Raw genomic sequence first — 21,517 nt, forward strand, 5'->3', positions numbered from 1 at the left:
GCTGAACCGCGACGAAACGGTGACGGTCAGGCCCATGTCCCCACCCCACACAGTGTGATTACCTGCTCTACGATCGGCCGTTGGAGGGGGAAAGAACGAAGGTGCGCACTCGACCGAGGGGCGGACGGATTCCGGGAGTCGTCGCGACGGTACTGGGGCTGCTGCTCACGCTCCTCGTCACGGCGTGCAGTTCGGGCGACGGCGGCGGGGGCGGCTCGGACGCCCCGGAGAACGGCGGGCGCGACACCCCGACGGCCACGGCGCCCGAGGTCCGGATCGCCATCGCCCCGGGCAACGGCGCGACCGGCGTGGCCACTGCGCGCGAGCTCCGGGTCAGCGCCGAGGACGGCACGCTGACGGAGGTCACCGTGACCGCCCCGGACGGCGCCGAGGTGCCCGGCGAGCTGGCCGACGACGGGACGAGCTGGGAGCCGGCCGAACACCTGGCCAACGCCACCGAGTACACCGTGACGGCGGTCGGCGAGAACGCGGACGGCGTCGCGACGGCCGAGACCTCCACGTTCACCACCGTCGCGGCCGACGCCACGTTCCACAGCGGCTGGAACATCCCGGACGGCGCGACCGTGGGCGTCGGGATGGTCCTCTCGATGACCTTCGACACCCCGATCGAGGAGATCGGGGACGTGCGCGACGCGGTCGAGATCACCACCGAGCCGCCGGTCGACGTGCGGGGGCACTGGTTCGGCCTCCAGCGGCTGGACTTCCGGCCCGAGGAGTACTGGGAGCCCGGCACCGAGGTGACCGTGCGGTTCCGGATCCGCGGTGTGGAGGGCGCGCCCGGCGTCTACGGCACGCTCCACGAGGACCTGAGCTTCACCGTGGGCCGCGCCCAGATCTCCACCGTGGACGCCGAGGCCAAGGACATGCGGGTGGTGCGCGACGGCGAGACGATCCGGACCCTCCCCGTGACGACGGGCGCCGCCGCGACCCCGACCTGGAACGGCAGGATGGTCGTCACCGAGAAGTTCGCCGAGACCCGCATGAACGGGGCGACGGTGGGCTACGGCGGCGAGTACGACATCCGCGATGTGCCGCACGCCCTGCGGCTGAGCACGTCCGGCACGTTCATCCACGGCAACTACTGGGCGGGATCGGGCGTGTTCGGCTCGGAGAACGCCAGCCACGGCTGCGTCGGGCTGGCGGACGTCCAGGGCGCGGGTGACCCGTCGACCCCGGCGGCCTGGTTCTACGAGAACTCGCTGATCGGCGACGTGGTCGAGGTCGTCAACTCCGACGAGGAGATCATCGCTCCCGACAACGGGCTCAGCGGCTGGAACATGGAGTGGAGCCAGTGGGGCGCGGGCCAGTGAGAGGCCGCCGGTGAACGGCGGCTAGCCTTCCGGCATGACTGTGCATGTGGAGGTCGCGGACGGCGTCGGCACTCTCCGGCTCGACCGTCCGCCGATGAACGCGCTGGACATCGCCACGCAGGACCGGCTGCGCGCGCTCGCCGCCGAGGTCACCGACCGGGATGACGTGCGGGCCGTGGTGATCCGGGGCAGCGAGAAGATGTTCGCGGCGGGCGCGGACATCAAGGAAATGCGCGCCATGGACCACGCGGCGATGATCGCCAGGGCCCGGGGCCTCCAGGACGCCTTCACCGCCATCGCCCGCATCCCCAAGCCGGTCGTCGCGGCCATCACCGGCTACGCGCTGGGCGGCGGCTGCGAGCTGGCGCTCTGCGCGGATGTCCGGTTCGCCGCCGACGACGCGCGGCTGGGCCAGCCGGAGATCCTGCTCGGTCTCATCCCCGGCGCGGGCGGGACCCAGCGCCTGCCCCGGCTGATCGGCCCCTCCCGGGCCAAGGACCTGATCTTCACCGGCCGTCAGGTCAAGGCCGCCGAGGCGCTCGCCATCGGCCTGGTCGACCGGGTGGTCCCGGCCGCCGAGGTGCACGCCGAGGCCCACGCCTGGGCGGCCCGGCTCGCGGCCGGCCCGGCGATCGCGCTGCGCGCGGCCAAGGAGGCGGTGGACGACGGTCTGGAGACCGACCTGGACACCGGCCTGACGATCGAACGCGGCTGGTTCGCCGGGCTGTTCGCCACCGAGGACCGCGCGTACGGCATGCGGAGCTTCGTCGAGGAGGGGCCGGGCAAGGCGACGTTCTGGCCCCGCGACTGACCGGCCCGTCACCCGTGGAGGGGTACTTCCCGGGGAAGGGCTCACGCGCGCGGCATATGCGCGCCATGATGGGGCCATGCGGGACGTCATGGAAGACGACGGACTGACCGACGCGGCCTGGGACCTCACCGCCGATCCGTCGGCCGGTGAGGTCCGCCTCGTCTCCCGGCCGAGGTCGGCGGCGATCGCCAGGCGGCTCACCCAGCGCCAGCTCCAGCACCACTGGATGCTGCCGCACGAGCTGACCGAGAACGCCGTGCTGCTCGTCTCGGAGCTGGTGGGGAACGCGGTCCAGCACGCGGGCGCCCACGTCTTCGGCCTCCGCATCCGTCGCCGCCGGGGCTGGATCCGCGTCGAGGTCCGCGACCCCTCCCGCGCCCTGCCCTGCCAGCTCCCGGTCCACGCGATGGCGGTGACCAGCGGCCGCGGCCTGTTCCTGGTCGACACCCTCTCCGACCGCTGGGGCGTCGACCTGCTCCCGCACGGCAAGTCGACGTGGTTCGAGATGCGGGTCGTCGGCCACTGAGCCCGCGCGCCGCCCCCGCCGGGTCAGATCCAGCGGGTCAGATCCAGCGGGTCAAATCCGGCGGGATCAAATCCGGCGGGCCAGGCCCCGGGTGGCGCGGCGACGGCGGTCGTTGCACAGAAGGCACCTGCCCCAGCCGGGCGGAAGCGGGTCGTCCTTGTCGCCGTAGAGCGGATCGACCGCGCCGCGCGGATGCTCGCGGCAGCCGGTGTCGCCGGGGCCGGTGCTCAGGGACTGCGCCGAGACCAGGGCCCGGCGCAGCGCGTCCACCAGCACCTCGGCCTGCTCGCCGGTCGGCGTCTCGTGGTCGAAGGCGATGTCCGACGCGGTCCGCAGGGCCGCCTGCAACTCCCGCAGCTGTGACTGCTGAATCATGCCGGCCAGCCTAGGCCCCGCCACCGACACACCCCCCGGCTCGGTCCGTGGACCTAGGACGAAAACCCGTGGGCGTTGTCAGAGGTCGTCCGTACGCTCGAAGGTGATGCCTGCCTCCGCTCCCCCCTCCCGCAAACGTTCCGTCGTCCGGTCCCTTCTCCGTCTGTGGCCCTATGTGCGTCCGGTGCGGGGCCGCATGCTCAGCGCCGCCGCGGTGGCGATCGTCGCGGCCCTGATGGGCCTGCTCATGCCGCTCGTCCTCAAGTGGATCGTCGACGGCCCCGTAGCGGACGGCGACTCGGCGGGCGTCTGGCTCGGCGGCGGCCTGCTGCTGGTCGTGGGCACGGCCGAGGCCCTGCTGTTCGGGCTCAGACGCTGGCTGGTGGCCCGGCCACTGGCGGGTGTCGAGGCCGCCATGCGGTCCGCGCTCTACCGGCACGTGCAGCGTCTCCCCGTCGCCTTCCACGAGCGCTGGGCCACCGGCCAGCTTCTCTCCCGGGGCACCGGCGACCTTCAATTGCTGCGGATGTTCCTCGCCTTCGGGCTGACCTTCCTGGTGGTCAACACCGCGACCATCGTCATCGGCTTCGGCATCCTCGTCTCCCAGGACTGGCTGCTCGGCCTGATCCTGGCCGTCCCCGTGGCGCCGCTGATCTGGCTGTGCGTGGTGTTCGAGGCCAAGTTCTCCGTGGCGGCCCGGCGGGCGCAGGACCAGATGGGCGACCTGACCACCGTGGTCGAGGAGTCCATTCTCGGCATCCGCGTCATCAAGGGCTTCGGCCGCCACCGCAGCCAGGCACGCGCGTTCCAGGTCCTGTCCGGGGACCTGAGGGACACCGAGCTGCGCAAGGCCCGTCTGATGGGCGGGATCTGGCTGGTGATCCTGGCGCTCCCGGAAGTCTTCCTCGGCTTCGCCCTGGTGCTCGGCGTCGTCCAGGTCGCCGACGGCGACCTCACCACCGGGACGCTGGTCGCCTTCATGACCACCGCGATGGCGCTGCGCTGGCCGGTGGAGTCGATCAGCTTCCTGCTGGCCCTGTGCAACGAGGCGAGCACCGCGACCGACCGGTTCTTCGAGGTGCTGGACACCGAGGTCCCACCCGAGCACGGCGCGCGCCCGCTGCCCGCCGCCGCTGCCGTCCCCGCCGCGGCGGGCCGGGACGGGATCCGGTTCGAGCGCGTCGTCTTCCGCTATCCCGACGGCCCGCCCGGTGCCCCGCCCGTGCTGGACGGGATAGACCTGCGCGTCCGGCCGGGCGAGACCCTGGCGCTGGTCGGCGGCACCGGCAGCGGCAAGACCACCCTGCTCTCCCTCATCCCCCGGCTGCACGAGGCGACCTCGGGCCGCGTCCTGCTCGACGGCGTCGACATCGCGACCCTGACCCGGCGGGAGGTGCGGGCCATGGTCGCCGTCGCCTTCGAGGAGCCGACACTGTTCTCCGCCTCCGTGCGGGAGAACGTGCTGATGGGCGCCGAGGACGCGGACCCGGGGGAGCTGGAGCGGGCGCTGCGGGTCAGCCAGGCCGCCGACTTCGTGCACGCGCTGCCCGCCGGCCCCGAGACCCAGGTCGGTGAGCAGGGGCTGAGCTTGTCCGGCGGCCAGCGCCAGCGCCTCGCGCTGGCCCGCGCCGTGATCGGCCGTCCCCGCTTCCTGGTCCTGGACGACCCGCTGTCCGCGCTGGACGTGCACACCGAGGCGCGGGTCGAGGCGGCGCTGCGCGACGTGCTGGCCGGCACCACCGCGCTGGTCGTCGCCCACCGCCCGTCCACCGTCCAGCTCGCCGACCGGGTCGCGCTGATGTCCGGCGGCCGGATCACGGCGGTCGGGACGCACGCGGATCTGCTGCACACCAACGCCGAGTACCGGCATCTGATGACCGGCGAGCAGAGCGAGGTCTCCGCCCGATGACCACCACCCTTCCGGACCGGGACAGCCAGGACGGCCAGGACAGCCAGGACGGCCGGGACAGCCCCGAGGAGACGCCCGCCGGTGCGCCGGCCGCCGTCGACCCGATCGCCCGGGACACGCTGCCCGCGCCCCGGGGCGCCTCCCGCCGACTGCTCGGCTCGCTGCTGCGCCCGCACCGGGGCCGGGTCGCCCTCGGCGCGGTCCTGCTGCTCACCCAGCAGGCGGCGGTGCAGGCGGTGCCGCTGCTGGTGGCGTACGCGATCGACAGCGGCGTCCCGGCCGTGCGCGACGACGACAACGGGCCGCTGATCGCGGTGGCCGTGGCCTATGTGGTCTGCGCGCTGGGCGCCGGCCTCCTCCAGTACACGTTCATCCAGGTGGCCGCCCGGATCAACCAGGGCATCCTGCTGGAGCTGCGCGGCCGGATCTACCGGCACGCCCAGGCGCTGAGCCTCGACTTCCACGACCGGTACACCTCGGGCCGCCTCATCTCGCGGTCCACCAGCGATGTGCAGTCGCTGCGCGAGCTGCTCAACGAGGGCCTCCAGGAGATGCTGATCATCCTCGTCTCCGTGGTCTACATCGGGGCGCTGCTGCTCTATCTGGACCTCGGCCTCGGCGGCGCGGCGCTGGTCTCGTCCATCCCGCTGTACGTGCTGGTGCGCGGATACCGGCGGCGCTCGGCCGCCCGGTTCGGCGAGCGGTCCACGGCGATCGCCGCGGTGATCGTGAAGTTCTCCGAGACGCTCAACGGCATCCGCCCGGTGAAGGCGTTCCGCCGCGAGCGGGCCAACGACGCGGCGTTCGAGGAGCTGAACCGGCGCCACGAGCGGATCAACGGCGACACGATCCTGGAGATGGGCCGCTTCGTCGTGCTGTCGCGGCTGGTCGCGAGCGTCGCGGTGGCGGGGATCGTGCTGTGGGGCGCCCAGCGGGTGACGTCGGGCGACATGGAGCTGGGCGCGCTGGCCGCCGGGGCGCTGTACATCCGGCGGCTGTACGACCCGCTGGACCGGTTCGCCATGATCCTGAACAACTATCAGTCCGCCGTCGCCTCCCTGGAGAAGATCGCCGGGCTGCTCGCCCAGCGGCCCGACGTGCCCGAGCCGGAGCGGCCGACGGAGCTGCCGCCCCGGGTGGGCGGGCGGCCGGGCCGGGAGGTCGTCTTCGACGACGTGCGGTTCACCTATCGGACGGGCGGCGAGGTGCTGCCGCGTTTCCGGCTGACGTTGCCGGCGGGCCGGACCACGGCGCTGGTGGGCGCGACCGGCGCGGGCAAGTCCACGCTGGCGAAGCTGCTGGCCCGCTTCTACGACCCGACCGAGGGGCGGGTGCTGCTCGACGGCACCGATCTGCGCGCCCTGAGCTGGGCCGAGCTGCGGCGCGGGGTGGTGATGGTGACGCAGGAGGCGTTCCTGTTCTCGGGCACCGTCGCGGACAACATAGCGATCGGCAAGCCGGACGCCACGCGGGACGAGATCGAACGGGCGGCGAAGGCGATCGGAGCCCACGACTTCATCGCCTCGCTGCCCGAGGGGTACGACACGGACGTGCGCAAGCGCGGCGGCCGGATCTCGGCCGGGCAGCGGCAGCTGGTGGCGTTCGCGCGGGTGCTGCTGGCCGACCCGGCGGTGGTGATCCTGGACGAGGCCACCTCGTCGCTGGACATCCCGGGCGAGAAGGCGGTGCAGGACGCCATGGAGACGGTGCTGCGCGGACGCACCGCCGTGGTGATCGCGCACCGGCTGTCCACGGTGGAGATCGCCGACCGGGTGCTGGTGATGGAGTCCGGCCGGATCGTGGAGGACGGCCCGCCCGCCGACCTGATCGCGGGCACCGGCCGCTTCGCGGACCTCCACCGGGCCTGGCGCGAAAGCCTGGCCTAGACACGGCGCCGCCCCGCCCTCCGGTCCGGCCGGGGGCGGGGCGGGGCGGGGGCGGGGCGCGGTCGTGGCTAGCGGAAGAGGACGCCCGACGACTCCAGCGCGGCCTCTTCTCCCGGGAGGGTGACCAGGCCCAGCTCCGCGCGGTGGGCCAGGAGCGGGTGGGAGGGCAGGGCGCGGACCGTGTAGCCGAAGGGGCCGGGGCGGTCGAGGGTGAGCTCCCCCTCGAACGTCCAGCGACCCGCCAGGTCGGGGCCGTTCTGCGGCTTCAGCGGCACGTACGACGGGTCGGCCAGCGTGTCGTCGCCGTCGACGCGGCCGATCACGGCCTGCACCTCCACCGACGACGGGTCGAGGTCGCCGAGCGCGACCCGCACCCGCAGGGAGACCGAGCCGCCCAGCGTCGGCGGCTCGTTGCCGGTCTCCACGTGCTCCACCGCGAGCCGGGGCCAGGCGTGCCGCACCCGTGCCGCGAAGTCGGCCAGCTCCTGGGCCGCCTCCGGCGTCATGGCGCGGTGCGCGAGCGCGGCCGGGGCGTACAGCTCGGTGATGTACTCCCGGAGCATCCGGTCGGCCAGCACCCGGGGGCCGAGCCGGTCAAGGGTGGCGCGGACCATCTCCAGCCACCGTGTCGGCAGCCCGCTCCCGGTCAGGCCCCGGTCGTAGAAGCGAGGGGCGACCTGCTCGTCGAGCAGCGTGTACAGCGCGGCGGCCTCGATGGCGTCGCGGCGGTCGGGCTCGGCGGCGGCGAGCCCGTCGGCGGTGGGGATCTCCCAGCCGAAGTCCGGGTCGAACCACTCGTCCCACCAGCCGTCCCGCACCGAGAGGTTGAGGCAGCCGTTGAGCGCGGCCTTCATCCCCGAGGTGCCGCACGCCTCCAGCGGGCGCAGCGGGTTGTTCAGCCACACGTCGCAGCCCGCGTACAGCGAGCGGGCCATCGCCATGCCGTAGTCGGGCAGGAAGACGAGGCGGTGCCGGATCGCCGGGTCGTCGGCGAACCGCACCAGCTCCTGGATGAGCCGCTTGCCGCCGTCGTCCGCCGGGTGCGCCTTGCCGGCCACCACGATCTGCACCGGCCGCTCGGGGTGGAGCAGCAGGGACTTCAGCCGCTTGCGGTCGCGGAGCATGAGGGTGAGCCGCTTGTAGGAGGGGACGCGGCGGGCGAAGCCGACGGTGAGGACGTCCGGGTCGAGCACGTCGTCCACCCAGCCCAGCTCTGCCTGGCCCGCGCCGCGCTGCCGCCACGAGGCGCGCAGCCGGGCGCGGACCTCGTGCACGAGCTGTTCGCGCAGGGTGCGGCGCAGCTCCCACAGCTCGGCGTCGCTCAGCGTGCCCTCGCGGGCCCGCCGCATCGCGTCGGCGGTCCAGGTGGGCGCGTGGACGCCGTTGGTGACGGAGCCGATCGGCGCCTCGGACGGGTCGAAGCCGGGCCACAGGCCGGCGAACATGCCACGGCTGACGTTGCCGTGCAGGTGGGAGACGCCGTTGGCCCGCTGGGCGGTGCGCAGACCGAGGACCGCCATGTTGAACTGCGGCGGCTGTCCCTCGGCCGCCGCCTCCCGGCCCAGGCCCAGCAGCGCCTGGAGGTCGAGGCGGCTCAGCTCGCCGCCCTCGCCGAAGTGGCGGGCGACCAGGTCCTCGGGGAAGCGGTCGATGCCGGCCGGGACGGGCGTGTGGGTGGTGAACACGGTGCCGGCCCGCACGGCCCACAGGGCGGCGTCGAAGCCGGTGCCCGTCTCGCCCAGCTCACGGATGCGCTCGGGACCGAGGAAGCCGGCGTGGCCCTCGTTCATGTGGCAGACCTCGGGCGGGGCGTGCCCGGTGATCCGGCAGAACGAGCGGACCGCCCGCATGCCGCCGATGCCGAGCAGCATTTCCTGGAGCAGCCGGTGCTCGCTGCCGCCGCCGTAGAGCCGGTCGGTGACGTCCCGCTCGGCGGGCCCGTTCTCCGCGACGGCCGAGTCGAGCAGGAGCAGCGGCACCCGGCCGACCCGGACCTGCCAGATCTGGGCGGCGAGGGTGCGCCCGCCGGGCAGCGCGAGGGTGATGGTGGCGAGGGCGCCGTCCGGCTCGGTGAGTGGGGTCAGCGGCAGCTCGTGCGGGTCGATGACCGGATAGTGCTCCTGCTGCCAGCCGTCGGGCGACAGGCTCTGGCGGAAGTACCCGTGCCGGTAGAGCAGGCCGACGCCGATCAGCGGGGCGCCGAGGTCGCTGGCGGCCTTGAGGTGGTCGCCGGCGAGGATGCCCAGGCCGCCGGAGTACTGCGGGAGGGCGGCGGTGATGCCGAACTCGGGCGAGAAATACGCCACGGCGCGGGGGAGTTCGCCGCCGGCGGCGGCATCGGCCCGCTGGTACCAGCGGGGCTCGGTCAGATAGTCGCGCAGGTCGCCGATGGCCACGCCCAGGCGGCGCAGGAAGCCGCGGTCGGCGGCCAGGCCGGCCAGCCGGTCGGCGGAGACGGAGCCCAGCAGACGGACCGGGTCCTCGCCGCACGCCTGCCAGCTGTCGGGGTCGACGGACCTCAGCAGCTCGCGGGTCTCGGGATGCCAGGACCAGCGCAGGTTGAACGCCAGCTCCTGGAGGGGTCGGAGGGGGTCGGGGAGAACGGGGCGAACGGAGAAGCGACGGATGGCCTTCACGCTGACGACCGTAGCCGGGCCCCGGGGCCGGAGGCGGCGGATTCCAGCCGATTCAGCTGGATTCCCACCGGTAAACCACCCCCGGGGACCACCCGTCACATGGTCACCGCCTCCTCGCCGCCGGCCGGCCCTGGCGCGTCGTGCAGGACGCGCGGGGCCAGCTCGGTGCTGGGCCGGATGGTGCCGTCGGCGATCTCGGCGGCGAAGTGGCAGGCCACCCGGTGTCCGCCGCCGATGTCGGTCAGCTCGGGACGCTCGGTGTCGCAGCGCTCCGCCTGCCGCCACGGGCAGCGGGTGTGGAAGCGGCAGCCGGGCGGCGGACTGGCCGGGGACGGCAGGTCGCCGCGGAGCAGGATGCGCTCGCGGCTGTCCTCCAGCTCCGGGTCGGGCACGGGGACGGCCGACATCAGCGCCCGGGTGTACGGGTGGCGGGGCTCGGCGTACAGCGTGTCGCTGTCGGCCTCCTCCACCAGCGCGCCCAGGTACATCACCCCGATGCGGTCGGAGATGTGCCGGACTACGGCCAGGTCGTGGGCGATGACGACATAGGTCAGGCCGAGGGAGTCCTGGAGCTCCTCCAGCAGGTTGATCACCTGGGCCTGGATGGAGACGTCCAGGGCGGAGACCGGCTCGTCGCAGATGATGAGGTCCGGCTCCAGGACGAGCGCGCGGGCGATACCGATGCGCTGCCGCTGACCGCCGGAGAACTCGTGGGGGTAACGGGACAGCGCTCCGGTGGGCAGGCCGACCCGGTCCATGATCTCGGCGATCTTGGCGCGGCGGGCCGCCCGGTCGGCGCCGAGCCCATGGGCGGCCATGCCCTCGGTGAGGATGGATTCGATGTTCTGCCGGGGATTGAGGCTGCCCAGCGGGTCCTGGAAGATCATCTGGAGGCGGCGCCGGGAGCGGCGCATCTCCTCGTCCGGCAGCCCGGCCAGATCGGTGCCGTCGAAGACGACGCGGCCCGAGGTGATGTCGTTCAGCCGCAGGATCGCCCGGCCGAGGGTGGTCTTGCCGCAGCCGGACTCGCCGACCAAGCCGTAGGTCTGCCCGGCCTCGACGGACAGCGAGACGCCGTCGACCGCGTAGACGTACCCGACGGTGCGGTCGAAGAACACCCCGCGCTTGACCGGGAAGTGGACCTTCACATCGTCCAGTTCGAGCAGGCTCATGCGGACTCCTCCCCCTTCTTGAGCACCGTCTCGGGCGCCGCCGTGTTCGCCGCCGTGTTCGCCGCGGTGTCCGTGTGGGGGACCTCGTTGAGCACGGGGTTCACACAGCGGACCTGGTGGCCCCCGGTGGCGCGGGGCAGGGCGGTCAGCTCCGGTGTCCCGCCCAGGCACTCCAGGGTGTAGTGGTCGCAGCGGGGGGCGAACGCGCAGCCGTCGGCCCAGGCCAGGCGGTCGTTGATGGAGCCCCGGATCGGGCTGAGCCGCTCGCCGCGCGGCGCGTCCAGGCGCGGGATGGAGCCGAGCAGCCCGTAGGTGTACGGGTGCGCGGGGGCGGCGAACAGCGGGCGCCGGCCGGCGGCCTCGACCACTTTGCCCGCGTAGAGCACGTTGACGGAGTCGCAGATCCCCGCGACGACCCCGAGGTCGTGGGTGATCATCAGCAGCGCGGTGCCCTGGTCGTCGACCAGCTCCTTGAGCAGCTCCAGGATCTGCGCCTGGATGGTCACGTCGAGAGCCGTGGTCGGCTCGTCGGCGATCAGCAGGCGCGGGGCGCAGGCGACGGCCATCGCGATGAGGGCGCGCTGCCGCATGCCGCCGGAGAGCTGGTGCGGGTACTCCTTGAGGCGGCGGGTGGGATCGGGGATGCCGACCCGGTCCAGCAGGTGCGCCGCCTCGACACGGGCGGCCGAGCCGCGCAGGCCCCGGTGGCGGGTGAGGATCTCCGTGACCTGGACGCCGATGGGGACGACCGGGTTGAGGGAGGAGAGCGGGTCCTGGAAGATCATCGCGAGTCGCGTGCCGCGCAGGTCGCGGAGGGCGGACCGGCCCAGGGCCAGCAGGTCGACGGGCTCGGTGGCCTCCGGGTCCGAGCCGGAGCCCGAGCGCCGGAACATCGCCCGGCCGCCGACCCGCACGCCCCGCTGGGGCAGCAGACCCATCAGCGCGAGCGAGGTGACGCTCTTGCCGCAGCCCGATTCGCCGACCAGGCCGACGACCTCGCCCTCATCGACGGTGAAGGAGACGCCGGAGACGGCGTCCGAGGCGCCCCGGCCGCTGTGCCCGGCGAAGGTGACCGTCAGTTCTTCCACGGAAAGCAGGGTCATGGCGCATCAGCCTCGCAACTTCGGGTCGAGTGCTTCCCGCATGGCCTCGCCGAGCAGGGTGAAGCCGAGGGCGGTGACGATGATGCCCAGGGCCGGGCAGACGGCCATCAGCGACGCCTGGTCGAGGAGGTCCTCCGGCACGAAGAACCGCTCGGCCTGGGCGAGCATGACGCCCCACTCCGGCTGCGAGGCGTCGGGGTTGCCCAGGCCCAGGTACGACAGCGCCGCCGCCTCGATGATGGCGGTGGCCAGCGCGAGCGTGGTCTGCACGATGACCGGGCCGAGGGAGTTGGGCAGCACGTGGGCGAGCACGATGCGGCGGCGCCGCACGCCCAGGGCGCGGGCGGCCAGCACGTAGTCGGCGTTGGCCTGGGCGAGCATCGAGCCGCGCAGCAGCCGGGCGAAGACCGGGATCTGCACGACGCCGACCGCGATCATGACGGTGGACAGGCTCTGTCCCATGACGGCGGCGATGCTGACCGCGAGGAGCAGTGAGGGCAGCGCCAGCAGCATGTCGACACCGCGCATCAGCACGGTGTCGACGCCGCGTCCGGACCGGCCGCCGAAGGCGAGGGCGGCTCCGGAGACGCCGCCGATGAGCGCCCCGACGGCGAGGCCGATGACGGTGGAGACCACGCCGACGAGCAGGGTCTGCCGGGCGCCCACGAGCAGCCGGGAGAGCTGGTCACGGCCGAGGTGGTCCAGGCCGAGCCAGTTCTCCGAGCGGGGGCCGACGAAGATCGCCCGGTTGACGAAGACCTCGTCGCGCCAGCTCTGCGCGGTGGGGTCATGCGGGGCGATCCAGGGGCCGATGACGGCGATCACGACGAACAGCGCGATGACGCTCGCGCCGATGAGGGCCATCTTGCTGGTGCGCAGCCGGCGCAGCGCCTCGACCCACAGGCTGGCGCCGGCGGTGGTGTCGCGCCGCGCGGTCAGCTCGGCGAGGCGGTCCAGCTTCTCCGTCCTGGCGGTCATCAGTTCACCCGCACTCTCGGGTCGATGAGGCTGTAGGCCACGTCGACCATCAGGTTGATGAGGACGTACAGGAGGGCGATGAGCAGGATGAAGCCCATCAGCGTCGGGTAGTCGCGGGCGTCGATGCCCTCCGCGATGAACCGGCCGATGCCGCCGAACGCGAAGACCGACTCGGTGAGCACCGCGCCCGACAGCAGGCTGCCGGTGAGCAGGCCGATCGTGGTGACGACGGGCAGCAGGGCGTTGCGCAGCACGTGTCTGCCGCGCACCGTGCGCTGTTTGAGGCCCTTGGACTCGGCGGTGCGGACGTAGTCCTCGGTGAGCACCTCCAGGACGCTGGCGCGGGTGATGCGGACGATGACGGCCAGCGGGATGGAGGCGAGGGCGACGCCGGGCAGGACCAGGTGTCGCACGGCGTCCCAGGACGCGTCCCACTCGCCGGTGAGCAGGCCGTCCAGGACGTAGAAGCCGGTGATCTCGGTGGCGTCGATGCCGGTGCTCTGCCGTCCGGTGCTCGGCAGCCAGCCGAGGTTGACGGCGAAGACCGCCTTGAGGATCAGGGCGAAGAAGAAGACCGGGATGCACACACCGATCAGCGATCCGGAGACGGCGCCGGCGTCGAGCCAGCTGCCGCGCCTGCGGGCCGCGAAGTAGCCGAGCGGGATGCCCACGACGACGGCGATGAGCATGGCGGTCAGGGCGAGTTCGACGGTGGCGGGGAAGCGCTGGGTGAACTCCTCCCACACCGGGCGGCTGGTCTGGGTCGAGGTGCCCAGGTCGAGCCGGGCCAGCCGCTCGATCCAGCGGCCGTACTGGACCCACAGCGGCTCGTCGAGGCCGAGCGCGGCCTCGATCTGCCGCCGGTCGGCCTCGGTGGCGCGCTCGCCCAGCAGCGCGGAGGCCGGTCCGCCGGGCAGCCGGTGGATCCAGAGGAACAGAAGCACCGTCAGGCCCAGCAGTGTGGGTATGAGCTGGAGCAGCCTGCGAACGATGAGACGGAGCACCGAGGGGCTCCCCTTTCTGTCTGCCGGGATCAGGGGTCCGCCCGGCCACGGGGTGCCGTGGCCGGGCGGATCGATCCAGGGGCCCGCTTGTGCCGACTACGTGAAGGAGACCTCGGCGAAGTTCTCCTGGGTCAGCGGCGAGACCGTCGGGGGGTTGACGTCCGGCGCGAACGCGATGGACGGCGGCGAGCTGGAGATCGGCACGCCCGGCAGGAAGTCCATGACGTACTCGTTGATCTCCTGGTAGAGGCCGACGCGCGTCTCCACGTCCGGCTCGGCCGAGGCCGCCGCCATCATGTCGAAGAGCTCCTCGTTCTCGAAGCCCCACTCCTTCTGATAGCCGGCGAACCAGGTGCCCAGGAAGTTGTAGGCGTCGTTGAAGTCGCCGGTCCAGCCGAGGAGGTAGATGTCGCAGCCGCCGTCGCGGGTGGTCTCCGTGTAGTCCGGGTTCCACTTGAGGGGCACCGGGTTGACGGCGACGCCGGCCTCTTCCAGGTCGGAGCGGAGCAGCTCGTAGATGTCGGCCGGGGCCGGCATGTACGGGCGGGTCACCTCGGTCGGGTAGCAGAAGTCGACCGCGAGGTCCTCCTGCCCGGCGTCGGCCAGCAGCTCACGGGCCAGCTCCGGGTCGTGCTCGTAGGTGGTGACGTCCTCGGAGAACCCGTCGACGGTGTCCGGCACGAACTGGGTGGCGACGACGCCGCCGTCGGGGAGCTGGGTGTTGACGATGTTCTCCCGGTCGATGGCGTGCGCGATGGCCTGGCGCACCTCCAGCTCGCCGAGCGCCTCGTTGCTGTCCTGCGTGATGCCGAGGTACAGGAGGTTGAACACGTCACGGGTCGGGACCTGGAAGCCGTCCTCCTCCAGCGCCGCGACGTCGGCGGGCGCGACCAGGTCGTAGCCGTGGATGTCGCCGGCCTGAAGGGCCTGGCGGCGGGCATCCTCCTCCGGGATGGTCCGGAAGACGAGCTCGTCGACGCCGGCGGCCTCACCCCAGTAGTCGCCGAACCGGGTCAGGGTGATCTCGCCGTTGCCCTTGTTCCAGTCGGTGATCTCGAACGGGCCGGTGCCGAAGGCCGTGCCGGCCTCCTGGCTGTAGTCGGGGAAGGTGATGTTCTCGCCCTCGCCGCTGGCCTCGTCCGCCGCGTACGCCTCCAGGGACTTCGGGGAGTGGATGCCGAACGCCTGGAGCGAGAAGCCGCCCGGGTAGTTGGCCGACGGCTCGGCGACCTCGATCACGGCGGTCAGGTCGTCGGGGGCCTCGCAGCCCACGTAGTTGGGGTCGGGCGTCTCTTCGCTCTCGTTCTCCGCGAAGCCGCCGAAGACGGTCTGCCAGTAGTAGGAGAGCGTGGTGTTCTGGTACGTCCCGCTCCAGTTGTACCAGCGGTCGAAGTTCGCGCAGATCACCTCGCCGGTCAGCTCCTCGCCGTCGTGGAACGTCACGCCGTCGCGGAGGTTGAACGTCCACTCGGTGCCCTCGGGGTTGCTCTCCCAGGTCTCCGCGAGTCCGCCGACCAGCTCGGTGCCGCCCGGTTCGTGGTCGAGCAGCGTCTCGAACGCCTGCCGGGTGACCCGGAAGGTCTCTCCGTCGCTGGCCAGTCCGGGGTCCAGGGATGCCGGGTCGCCGGCGGCGCCGAAGACGAACGTCTCGGAGTCGCCCCCGGAGCCGTCGTCGTCCCGGTCGCTGGCGCAACCGGTCACGATGAGCCCGATCGTGAGAACAGCCGCGAACATCTTCGCGGCCCTGGGTCTAGCTATGCGCATCGTCCACCTCAGGGGGTTGGCGGTGGTAAAGGCGGTTCGGTGGACGGCACATTACTGCGCAGGTACATAGCTGTGAACCGCATACCGGACGGCGATACCGAGCTGAGACTCGCCCAATTTACACGGATAAATAGCCGCGATCCAGGGTGAATTGACGATCTGTCAGCGGGCGCGCGGATCACCGCAACCTCACGCGCATCACGCGGCAACACGCGCGTGACATTCGGACGGCGCCCGTCCGGGGCGCTCACTGTTGGCGATGGCACATCGGGACGGCCCGCCGGGGGCATGACCCGCGCCGGAGGGGGCAAGCGGGCATGGGACATCGCGTTCCAGCCGCTATTCGGACGTGTGTCCGTGACATCAACCGCGCAACCGACGATTTCCTGACTAGATACGAGGAGGACACTCGCAACCGGATTGTCCGGGCCGCCTTCCGTGGGCAGACTTGGCCGAGGGCACCCCCACCCGAGTGAACGCGCATCGGAGGGGCCATGCCCGGCACCAGCCACTCAGTGACCAAGCGGCTACAAAGGACGGATTCCCGCACAATGGGGGAACACTCCCTCATTGACGGAAATGACCCACCATCGACGCAGTCAGGTGATCCCCTCATGATCGGTCGTATCCCCGTCCTCGACGTCCAGCCGAGCGTTGACTGCGGACGCCGCCCGGCCAAGGCGGTGCCGGGAGAGACGTTCCTGGTCACGGCCACCGTCTTCCGCGAGGGCGCGGACGCGGTGGGCGCCAATGTGGTGTTGCGGGACCCCAACGGGCGCGGCGGATCGTGGACTCCGATGCGGGAGCTGGCGCCCGGCACCGACCGCTGGGGCGCCGAGGTGACACCGGACAGCGAGGGCCGCTGGACATTCGCCGTGGAGGCGTGGGCCGACCCGGTCAGCACCTGGCGGCGGCGGGCCCAGATCAAGGTGCCGGCGGGCGCGGACGTGGAGTTGACGCTCATCGAGGGCGCGGCGCTGTTGCGCCAGGCCGCCGCGGGCGTGCCCAAGAGCGACGGCAAGGACGCCGTGCTGACCGCCGCCGACGCGCTGCTGGACGAAGCGGTGCCCGGCACCGCCCGGCTGGCCGCCGCCCTCACGTCCGAGGTGACCGAGGTCCTGCGCCGCCACCCGCTGCGCGAACTGCTCACCGCCTCGCGGCCGATGCCGCTGCTGGTGGAGCGCGAGCGGGCGCTGTTCGGCTCCTGGTACGAGATGTTCCCGCGCTCGGAGGGCGCCGAGCCACGAGCGGGCGCGGCGCCGGTCTCCGGCACGTTCCGCACGGCCGCCGAGCGGCTGCCCGCGATCGCCGCGATGGGCTTCGACGTCGTGTACCTGCCGCCCGTCCACCCCATCGGCACCTCCTTCCGCAAGGGGCCGGACGGCGTCGTCTCCAGCGACCCGCACGACGTCGGCTCGCCGTGGGCCATCGGCTCGCCCGAGGGCGGCCACGACGCGATCCATCCGGAGCTGGGCACCCTGGAGGACTTCGACCGGTTCGTGGCGGCGGCCAGGGAGCTGGGGATGGAGATCGCCCTGGACTTCGCCCTCCAGTGCAGCCCGGACCATCCGTGGGTGACGGAGCACCCCGAGTGGTTCACCCAGCGCGCGGACGGGACGATCGCGTACGCGGAGAACCCGCCGAAGAAGTACCAGGACATCTACCCGATCTCCTTCGAACAGGACTTCCGCGGCCTGGTGACCGAGACGCTGCGCGTGCTGCGCTTCTGGATGGCGCACGGGGTGCGGATCTTCCGGGTGGACAACCCGCACACCAAGCCGGTGGTCTTCTGGGAGAAGGTCATCGCCGAGATCAACCGCACCGATCCCGATGTGATCTTCCTGGCCGAGGCGTTCACCCGGCCCGCGATGATGCACACGCTGGCGCAGGTCGGCTTCCAGCAGTCCTACACCTATTTCACCTGGCGCAACTCCCGGCACGAGCTGACCGAGTACCTCACGGAGCTGAGCGGTCCGGCCGCCGCCTACATGCGGCCGAATCTCTTCGTCAACACGCCCGACATCCTGCATGCCTATCTTCAGAACGGTGGCCGGGCGGCGTTCGAGATCCGCGCGGTTCTCGCCGCGACTCTTTCACCGACCTGGGGCATGTATGCGGGGTACGAGCTGTGCGAAGGCACTCCCGCCGCGCCCGGGAGCGAAGAGTACCTGCACTCCGAGAAGTTCGAGCTCCGGCCGCGGGACTGGACGGGGGCCGACGCCGAAGGGCGTAGCATCACCCCGCTCATCAGGACCCTCAATGCCCTCCGGCGCAGCCATCCCGCCCTTCAACAGCTTCGCGATCTGCACTTTCACCGCACGAACAACGACCACATCCTTGCCTACTCGAAGCGCAGGCGGACACCCGACGCCGACCTCGTTCTCATCGTGGTCAACCTCGATCCACACCACACCCACGAAGCGACGGTGTCGTTGGACATGGAGCAACTCCAGGGGTGCGGCCTCACCACCGCGCAGGAAAGTGGCGCCGAGCCCTTTCCGGTGTGCGACGAGCTCACCGGAGCGACCTACTACTGGGGCAGGGACAACTATGTGCGGCTTGAGCCGGGCCGTGCGGATGCGTACGCCTCTTCCGCCCACATCTTGGCCCTGCGACCGTCCTCACAGACCGGAGGGTCACCCAAACCATGAGCGTCAATGAGCCGGTCCCCGATAAATTCGAGGACACGCCAGCCCGCGATCGCGACCCCGAGTGGTTCAAGCGCGCGGTCTTCTACGAAGTTCTCGTCCGATCCTTCCAGGACAGCAACGGAGACGGAATCGGCGATCTGAAGGGCATCACCGCCCGGCTGGACTATCTGCAGTGGCTCGGGGTCGACTGCCTGTGGCTTCCGCCGTTCTTCAAGTCCCCGATGCGCGACGGCGGATACGACGTGTCCGACTACGCCGACGTGCATCCCCACTTCGGCGATCTCGCGGATTTCGTGGAGTTCGTCGACGCCGCGCACCAGCGCGGCATGCGGGTCATCATCGACTTCGTCATGAACCACACCAGCGACCAGCACCACTGGTTCCAGGAGTCGCGAAGGGATCCCGACGGCCCGTACGGCGACTACTACGTGTGGGCCGATGACGACAAGCAGTACGCGGACGCGCGGATCATCTTCATCGACACCGAGTCGTCCAACTGGGCCTTCGACCCGGTCCGCAAGCAGTACTACTTCCACCGGTTCTTCTCGCACCAGCCGGATCTGAACTACGAGAGCCCGGCCGTGCAGAAGGAGATCATCTCCGCGCTGAAGTTCTGGCTCGACCTCGGGATCGACGGGTTCCGGCTCGACGCCGTGCCGTATCTGTACGCCGAGGAGGGAACCAACTGCGAAAACCTTCCCGCGACCCATGCCTTCCTGAAGCGGGTCCGCACGGAGATCGACGCGCACTACCCGGACACCGTGCTGCTGGCTGAGGCGAACCAGTGGCCCGAGGACGTCGTGGACTACTTCGGGGAGTTCGACGAGGGCGGCGACGAGTGCCACATGGCGTTCCACTTCCCCGTGATGCCGCGCATCTTCATGGCGGTGCGCCGCGAGTCGCGCTACCCGGTCTCGGAAATCCTGGCCAAGACCCCGGCGATCCCGGCGGGCTGCCAGTGGGGCATCTTCCTGCGCAACCACGACGAGCTGACCCTGGAGATGGTCACCGACGAGGAGCGCGACTACATGTACGCGGAGTACGCCAAGGATCCGCGGATGCGCGCCAATATCGGCATCAGACGCCGGCTGGCGCCGCTGCTGGACAACGACCGCAACCAGATCGAGCTGTTCACCGCGCTGCTGCTGTCGCTGCCCGGCTCCCCCATCCTGTACTACGGCGACGAGATCGGGATGGGCGACAACATCTGGCTCGGCGACCGGGACGCCGTGCGCACGCCGATGCAGTGGACCCCGGACCGGAACGCGGGCTTCTCGTCCTGCGACCCGGGCCGGCTCTTCCTGCCGACCATCATGGACCCGGTCCACGGGTACCAGGTGACCAACGTCGAGGCGGCGATGACCTCGCCCGCCTCGCTGCTGCACTGGACGCGGCGGATGGTCGAGATCCGCAAGCAGAACCTCGCGTTCGGGCTCGGCTCCTACTCGGAGCTGCCCTCCTCCAACCCGGCCGTCCTGGCTTTCCTGCGCGAGCACGGGGACGACCTGGTGATGTGCGTCAACAACTTCTCCCGCTTCTCGCAGCCCACCGAGCTCGATCTGCGGCCCTGGGCGGGGCGCGTGCCCGTCGAGCTCATCGGGGGTGTTCGTTTCCCACCGATCGGGGAACTTCCGTATCTGCTGACCCTGGCGGGCCACGGCTTCTACTGGTTCCGGCTGCGTAAAGCCTCGGAGTCATAAGCCGTAGAGGGCGCGAAACAGGCTTACCCCCAGCCTGCTGGGGGAAGCCTACCCATACCTCTAAGCGTTGCCCAAAGCCATCCATATGCGTAACGAGCCTCACCCGCTCGGTCGTCGTTCTCTCGCGACACGTCCCGCGCCGCCGGGCAACCCACGCCGCAATCCGGGACACTTCGTCACATTATTCGTGCCCGGGGAAAGGACGCCATGACGGACAGCTCCTCGCCCCAGACGGCTCCGGTCCGGCCCTCACTCACCACCGCCCCGCAGGGCAGCGCCATGCTCCGCTCCCTCACGGGCCTGCTCACCCGCTGGCTGCCCAGGCAGCGGTGGTTCGCCGGCAAGGGTCGCCCGCTCAGCGGACTCACCGTGGTCTCCGCCACCGAGCTGCTCCCCTGCGGCTCCGGCGGCCCGACCCCGGGCCTGCTGCACCTCCTCCTCCGCGCCCGCCAGGGCCCGGCGTCCGGCGACTGCTATCAGCTGCTGCTCGGGGTCCGCCCGGCCCTGCCGCCCTCGCTCGCCTCCGCGCTCGTCGGCCGCCCGGCGGAGGGCCCGCTGCGCGGCAGCGTGGTCTACGAGGCGCTGCACGATCCGCGGCTCGCGGGCCTGCTGCTGGAGCGGCTGCGCGCCCCCGGCACCCTGGGCTCGCTGCACTTCGGCCGCGCCCCCGGCGTGAGCATCCCGTCCGGACTGCCCGCCCGGTTGCTCTCCAGCGAGCAGAGCAACTCGTCGGTGGTCTACGGCGACATGTACATCCTCAAGCTCTTCCGCCGCGTCAGCCCCGGCGTCAACCCGGACCTGGAGCTGCCGCTCGCCCTCGCCAAGGCCGGGTCCACCCGGGTCCCGGCGCCGGCCGCCTGGTTCGAGGCGGTCTGGCCGGGCGGCATGACCGAGCCGCTGACCCTCGGGGTGCTCGCCCCCTATCTCACGGGCTCCACGGACGGCTGGGTGCTCGCGCTGAGCTCCCTCAGCCGCCGCGCCGACTTCACCTCCTCCGCGCACGCGCTGGGCCGGGCCACCGCCGAGGTGCACACCGCGCTCGCCGCCGCCCTGCCCACCTCCGTGCTGCGCCGCCCGCAGCTGGAGCAGGCCGCCACCGCCATGACCGAGCGGCTCGCCGAGGCCGCCTCCGCCGTGCCCGCGCTGCGCCCGTACCGCGCGGGGCTGCGGACCGCGTTCGAGGCGCTGGGCGACTACGCGCGGCGCGGCGGCACCTGCGCCGTGCAGCGACTGCACGGCGACCTCCACCTCGGCCAGGTGCTGCGCAGTCCCGATCCGGAGGGCCGGGGCTGCCACTGGTCGGTGATCGACTTCGAGGGCGAGCCGGCCCGGCCACTCAGCGACCGCCGCCGCCTCGGGCCGCCCGTGCGCGACATCGCCGGGATGCTGCGTTCGTTCGACTACGCCGCGAGCCAGCACCCGGCCAGCGGGCCGTGGGTCGACGCCTGGTACCGCGCGAACCGGACGGCGTACTGCCGGGGGTACGCGGAGGCGTCGGGCCACGACCCGCTGGAGCAGCCGGAGCTGCTGCGGGCGCACGAGACGGACAAGGCCGTGTACGAAGTGCTGTACGAGGCCCGGCACCGTCCCGCGTGGCTGCACGTCCCGATGGCGGCGATCCGCCGCCTCGCCGCGCCCCCGGATCACTGACCCCGGGCCGACCCCCGGGCC

At 71.8% G+C, this 21,517-nt stretch carries 15 protein-coding genes; 8 read left to right on the forward strand and 7 right to left on the reverse strand.

All coding sequences use genetic code 11. The features are described from left to right. Positions 1-101: 101 nt before the first annotated feature. The 3 genes from OIE51_RS07665 to OIE51_RS07675 all read left to right on the forward strand — a co-directional run bounded on the left by OIE51_RS07665 (position 102) and on the right by OIE51_RS07675 (position 2,668). Positions 102-1,331, forward strand: coding sequence for a L,D-transpeptidase (locus tag OIE51_RS07665; RefSeq protein WP_326596438.1), 1,230 nt, complete (start codon positions 102-104; stop codon positions 1,329-1,331). A gap of 34 nt (positions 1,332-1,365) precedes the next feature. Beyond that, entirely contained in the window at positions 1,366-2,142 is a 777-nt protein-coding gene (locus tag OIE51_RS07670; RefSeq protein WP_326596439.1) for an enoyl-CoA hydratase/isomerase family protein, read from the forward strand. 76 nt (positions 2,143-2,218) lie between these two features. Next, on the forward strand, positions 2,219-2,668 hold the full coding sequence (locus tag OIE51_RS07675) for an ATP-binding protein (RefSeq protein WP_326596440.1): 450 nt from the start codon (positions 2,219-2,221) through the stop codon (positions 2,666-2,668). A 66-nt stretch (positions 2,669-2,734) separates the two neighbouring features. Here OIE51_RS07675 and OIE51_RS07680 read toward each other — a convergent pair whose 3' ends face one another. Further along, complete coding sequence (locus tag OIE51_RS07680; protein ID WP_326600536.1) at positions 2,735-3,040, reverse strand: hypothetical protein; 306 nt, start codon at positions 3,038-3,040, stop codon at positions 2,735-2,737. Between the two features lies 1 nt (position 3,041). On the opposite strand from OIE51_RS07680, the gene OIE51_RS07685 reads away from it, so the two are divergent. Together OIE51_RS07685 and OIE51_RS07690 are read left to right on the forward strand one after the other, a co-directional pair. Continuing rightward, positions 3,042-4,952 (forward strand): ABC transporter ATP-binding protein, encoded by a 1,911-nt coding sequence (locus tag OIE51_RS07685; protein WP_442811880.1) that lies wholly within the window; start codon positions 3,042-3,044, stop codon positions 4,950-4,952. Then, a complete protein-coding gene (locus OIE51_RS07690; RefSeq protein ID WP_326596442.1) occupies positions 4,949-6,838 on the forward strand; it encodes an ABC transporter ATP-binding protein in 1,890 nt (629 codons plus the stop codon). Before OIE51_RS07685 ends, OIE51_RS07690 begins: the two co-directional genes overlap by 4 nt. Positions 6,839-6,906: 68 nt before the next feature. Here OIE51_RS07690 and glgP read toward each other — a convergent pair whose 3' ends face one another. The 6 genes from glgP to OIE51_RS07720 all read right to left on the reverse strand — a co-directional run bounded on the left by glgP (position 6,907) and on the right by OIE51_RS07720 (position 15,495). Further along, a complete protein-coding gene (glgP, locus tag OIE51_RS07695) occupies positions 6,907-9,474 on the reverse strand; it encodes an alpha-glucan family phosphorylase (RefSeq protein WP_326596443.1) in 2,568 nt (855 codons plus the stop codon). Between the two features lie 95 nt (positions 9,475-9,569). Further along, positions 9,570-10,646: an ABC transporter ATP-binding protein gene (locus OIE51_RS07700; protein WP_326596444.1), complete on the reverse strand. Its 1,077-nt coding sequence runs from the start codon at positions 10,644-10,646 to the stop codon at positions 9,570-9,572. Then, the gene (locus OIE51_RS07705) at positions 10,643-11,749 is read right to left on the reverse strand and encodes an ABC transporter ATP-binding protein (RefSeq protein ID WP_326596445.1); all 1,107 of its coding nucleotides are present in this window, start codon (positions 11,747-11,749) and stop codon (positions 10,643-10,645) included. The genes OIE51_RS07700 and OIE51_RS07705 overlap by 4 nt, the downstream gene beginning before the upstream one ends. Before the next feature lie 6 nt (positions 11,750-11,755). Further along, entirely contained in the window at positions 11,756-12,727 is a 972-nt protein-coding gene (locus OIE51_RS07710) for an ABC transporter permease (protein ID WP_326596446.1), read from the reverse strand. After that, positions 12,727-13,731, reverse strand: coding sequence for an ABC transporter permease (locus OIE51_RS07715; RefSeq protein ID WP_326596447.1), 1,005 nt, complete (start codon positions 13,729-13,731; stop codon positions 12,727-12,729). The genes OIE51_RS07710 and OIE51_RS07715 overlap by 1 nt, the downstream gene beginning before the upstream one ends. A gap of 96 nt (positions 13,732-13,827) precedes the next feature. Further along, a complete protein-coding gene (locus OIE51_RS07720; protein WP_326596448.1) occupies positions 13,828-15,495 on the reverse strand; it encodes an ABC transporter substrate-binding protein in 1,668 nt (555 codons plus the stop codon). Positions 15,496-16,109: 614 nt separating this feature from the next. On the opposite strand from OIE51_RS07720, the gene OIE51_RS07725 reads away from it, so the two are divergent. From OIE51_RS07725 to OIE51_RS07735, 3 genes are all read left to right on the forward strand, one after another. Continuing rightward, positions 16,110-18,146: an alpha-1,4-glucan--maltose-1-phosphate maltosyltransferase gene (locus OIE51_RS07725; protein ID WP_326596449.1), complete on the forward strand. Its 2,037-nt coding sequence runs from the start codon at positions 16,110-16,112 to the stop codon at positions 18,144-18,146. Then, on the forward strand, positions 18,143-19,846 hold the full coding sequence (treS, locus tag OIE51_RS07730; RefSeq protein ID WP_326596450.1) for a maltose alpha-D-glucosyltransferase: 1,704 nt from the start codon (positions 18,143-18,145) through the stop codon (positions 19,844-19,846). Before OIE51_RS07725 ends, treS begins: the two co-directional genes overlap by 4 nt. A gap of 207 nt (positions 19,847-20,053) precedes the next feature. Continuing rightward, positions 20,054-21,496 carry a maltokinase N-terminal cap-like domain-containing protein gene (locus OIE51_RS07735; RefSeq protein WP_326596451.1) on the forward strand — a complete coding sequence of 481 codons (1,443 nt, stop codon included), beginning with the start codon at positions 20,054-20,056 and terminating at the stop codon, positions 21,494-21,496. Positions 21,497-21,517: the final 21 nt, after the last annotated feature.

It is taken from the genome of Streptomyces sp. NBC_01803, assembly GCF_035917415.1.
Taxonomy (GTDB): domain Bacteria; phylum Actinomycetota; class Actinomycetes; order Streptomycetales; family Streptomycetaceae; genus Streptomyces.

What these genes read in the sequence shown, in the direction of transcription:
- OIE51_RS07670 (WP_326596439.1), top strand. Translation starts at nt 1,366, where the DNA reads ATGACTGTGCATGTGGAGGTCGCGGACGGCGTCGGCACTCTCCGGCTC.
- OIE51_RS07675 (WP_326596440.1), top strand. Translation starts at nt 2,219, where the DNA reads ATGCGGGACGTCATGGAAGACGACGGACTGACCGACGCGGCCTGGGAC.
- OIE51_RS07685 (WP_442811880.1), top strand. Translation starts at nt 3,042, where the DNA reads ATGCCGGCCAGCCTAGGCCCCGCCACCGACACACCCCCCGGCTCGGTC.
- OIE51_RS07690 (WP_326596442.1), top strand. Translation starts at nt 4,949, where the DNA reads ATGACCACCACCCTTCCGGACCGGGACAGCCAGGACGGCCAGGACAGC.
- OIE51_RS07700 (WP_326596444.1), bottom strand. Translation starts at nt 10,646, where the DNA reads ATGAGCCTGCTCGAACTGGACGATGTGAAGGTCCACTTCCCGGTCAAG.
- OIE51_RS07705 (WP_326596445.1), bottom strand. Translation starts at nt 11,749, where the DNA reads ATGACCCTGCTTTCCGTGGAAGAACTGACGGTCACCTTCGCCGGGCAC.
- OIE51_RS07710 (WP_326596446.1), bottom strand. Translation starts at nt 12,727, where the DNA reads ATGACCGCCAGGACGGAGAAGCTGGACCGCCTCGCCGAGCTGACCGCG.
- OIE51_RS07720 (WP_326596448.1), bottom strand. Translation starts at nt 15,495, where the DNA reads ATGCGCATAGCTAGACCCAGGGCCGCGAAGATGTTCGCGGCTGTTCTC.
- OIE51_RS07725 (WP_326596449.1), top strand. Translation starts at nt 16,110, where the DNA reads ATGATCGGTCGTATCCCCGTCCTCGACGTCCAGCCGAGCGTTGACTGC.
- treS (WP_326596450.1), top strand. Translation starts at nt 18,143, where the DNA reads ATGAGCGTCAATGAGCCGGTCCCCGATAAATTCGAGGACACGCCAGCC.
- OIE51_RS07735 (WP_326596451.1), top strand. Translation starts at nt 20,054, where the DNA reads ATGACGGACAGCTCCTCGCCCCAGACGGCTCCGGTCCGGCCCTCACTC.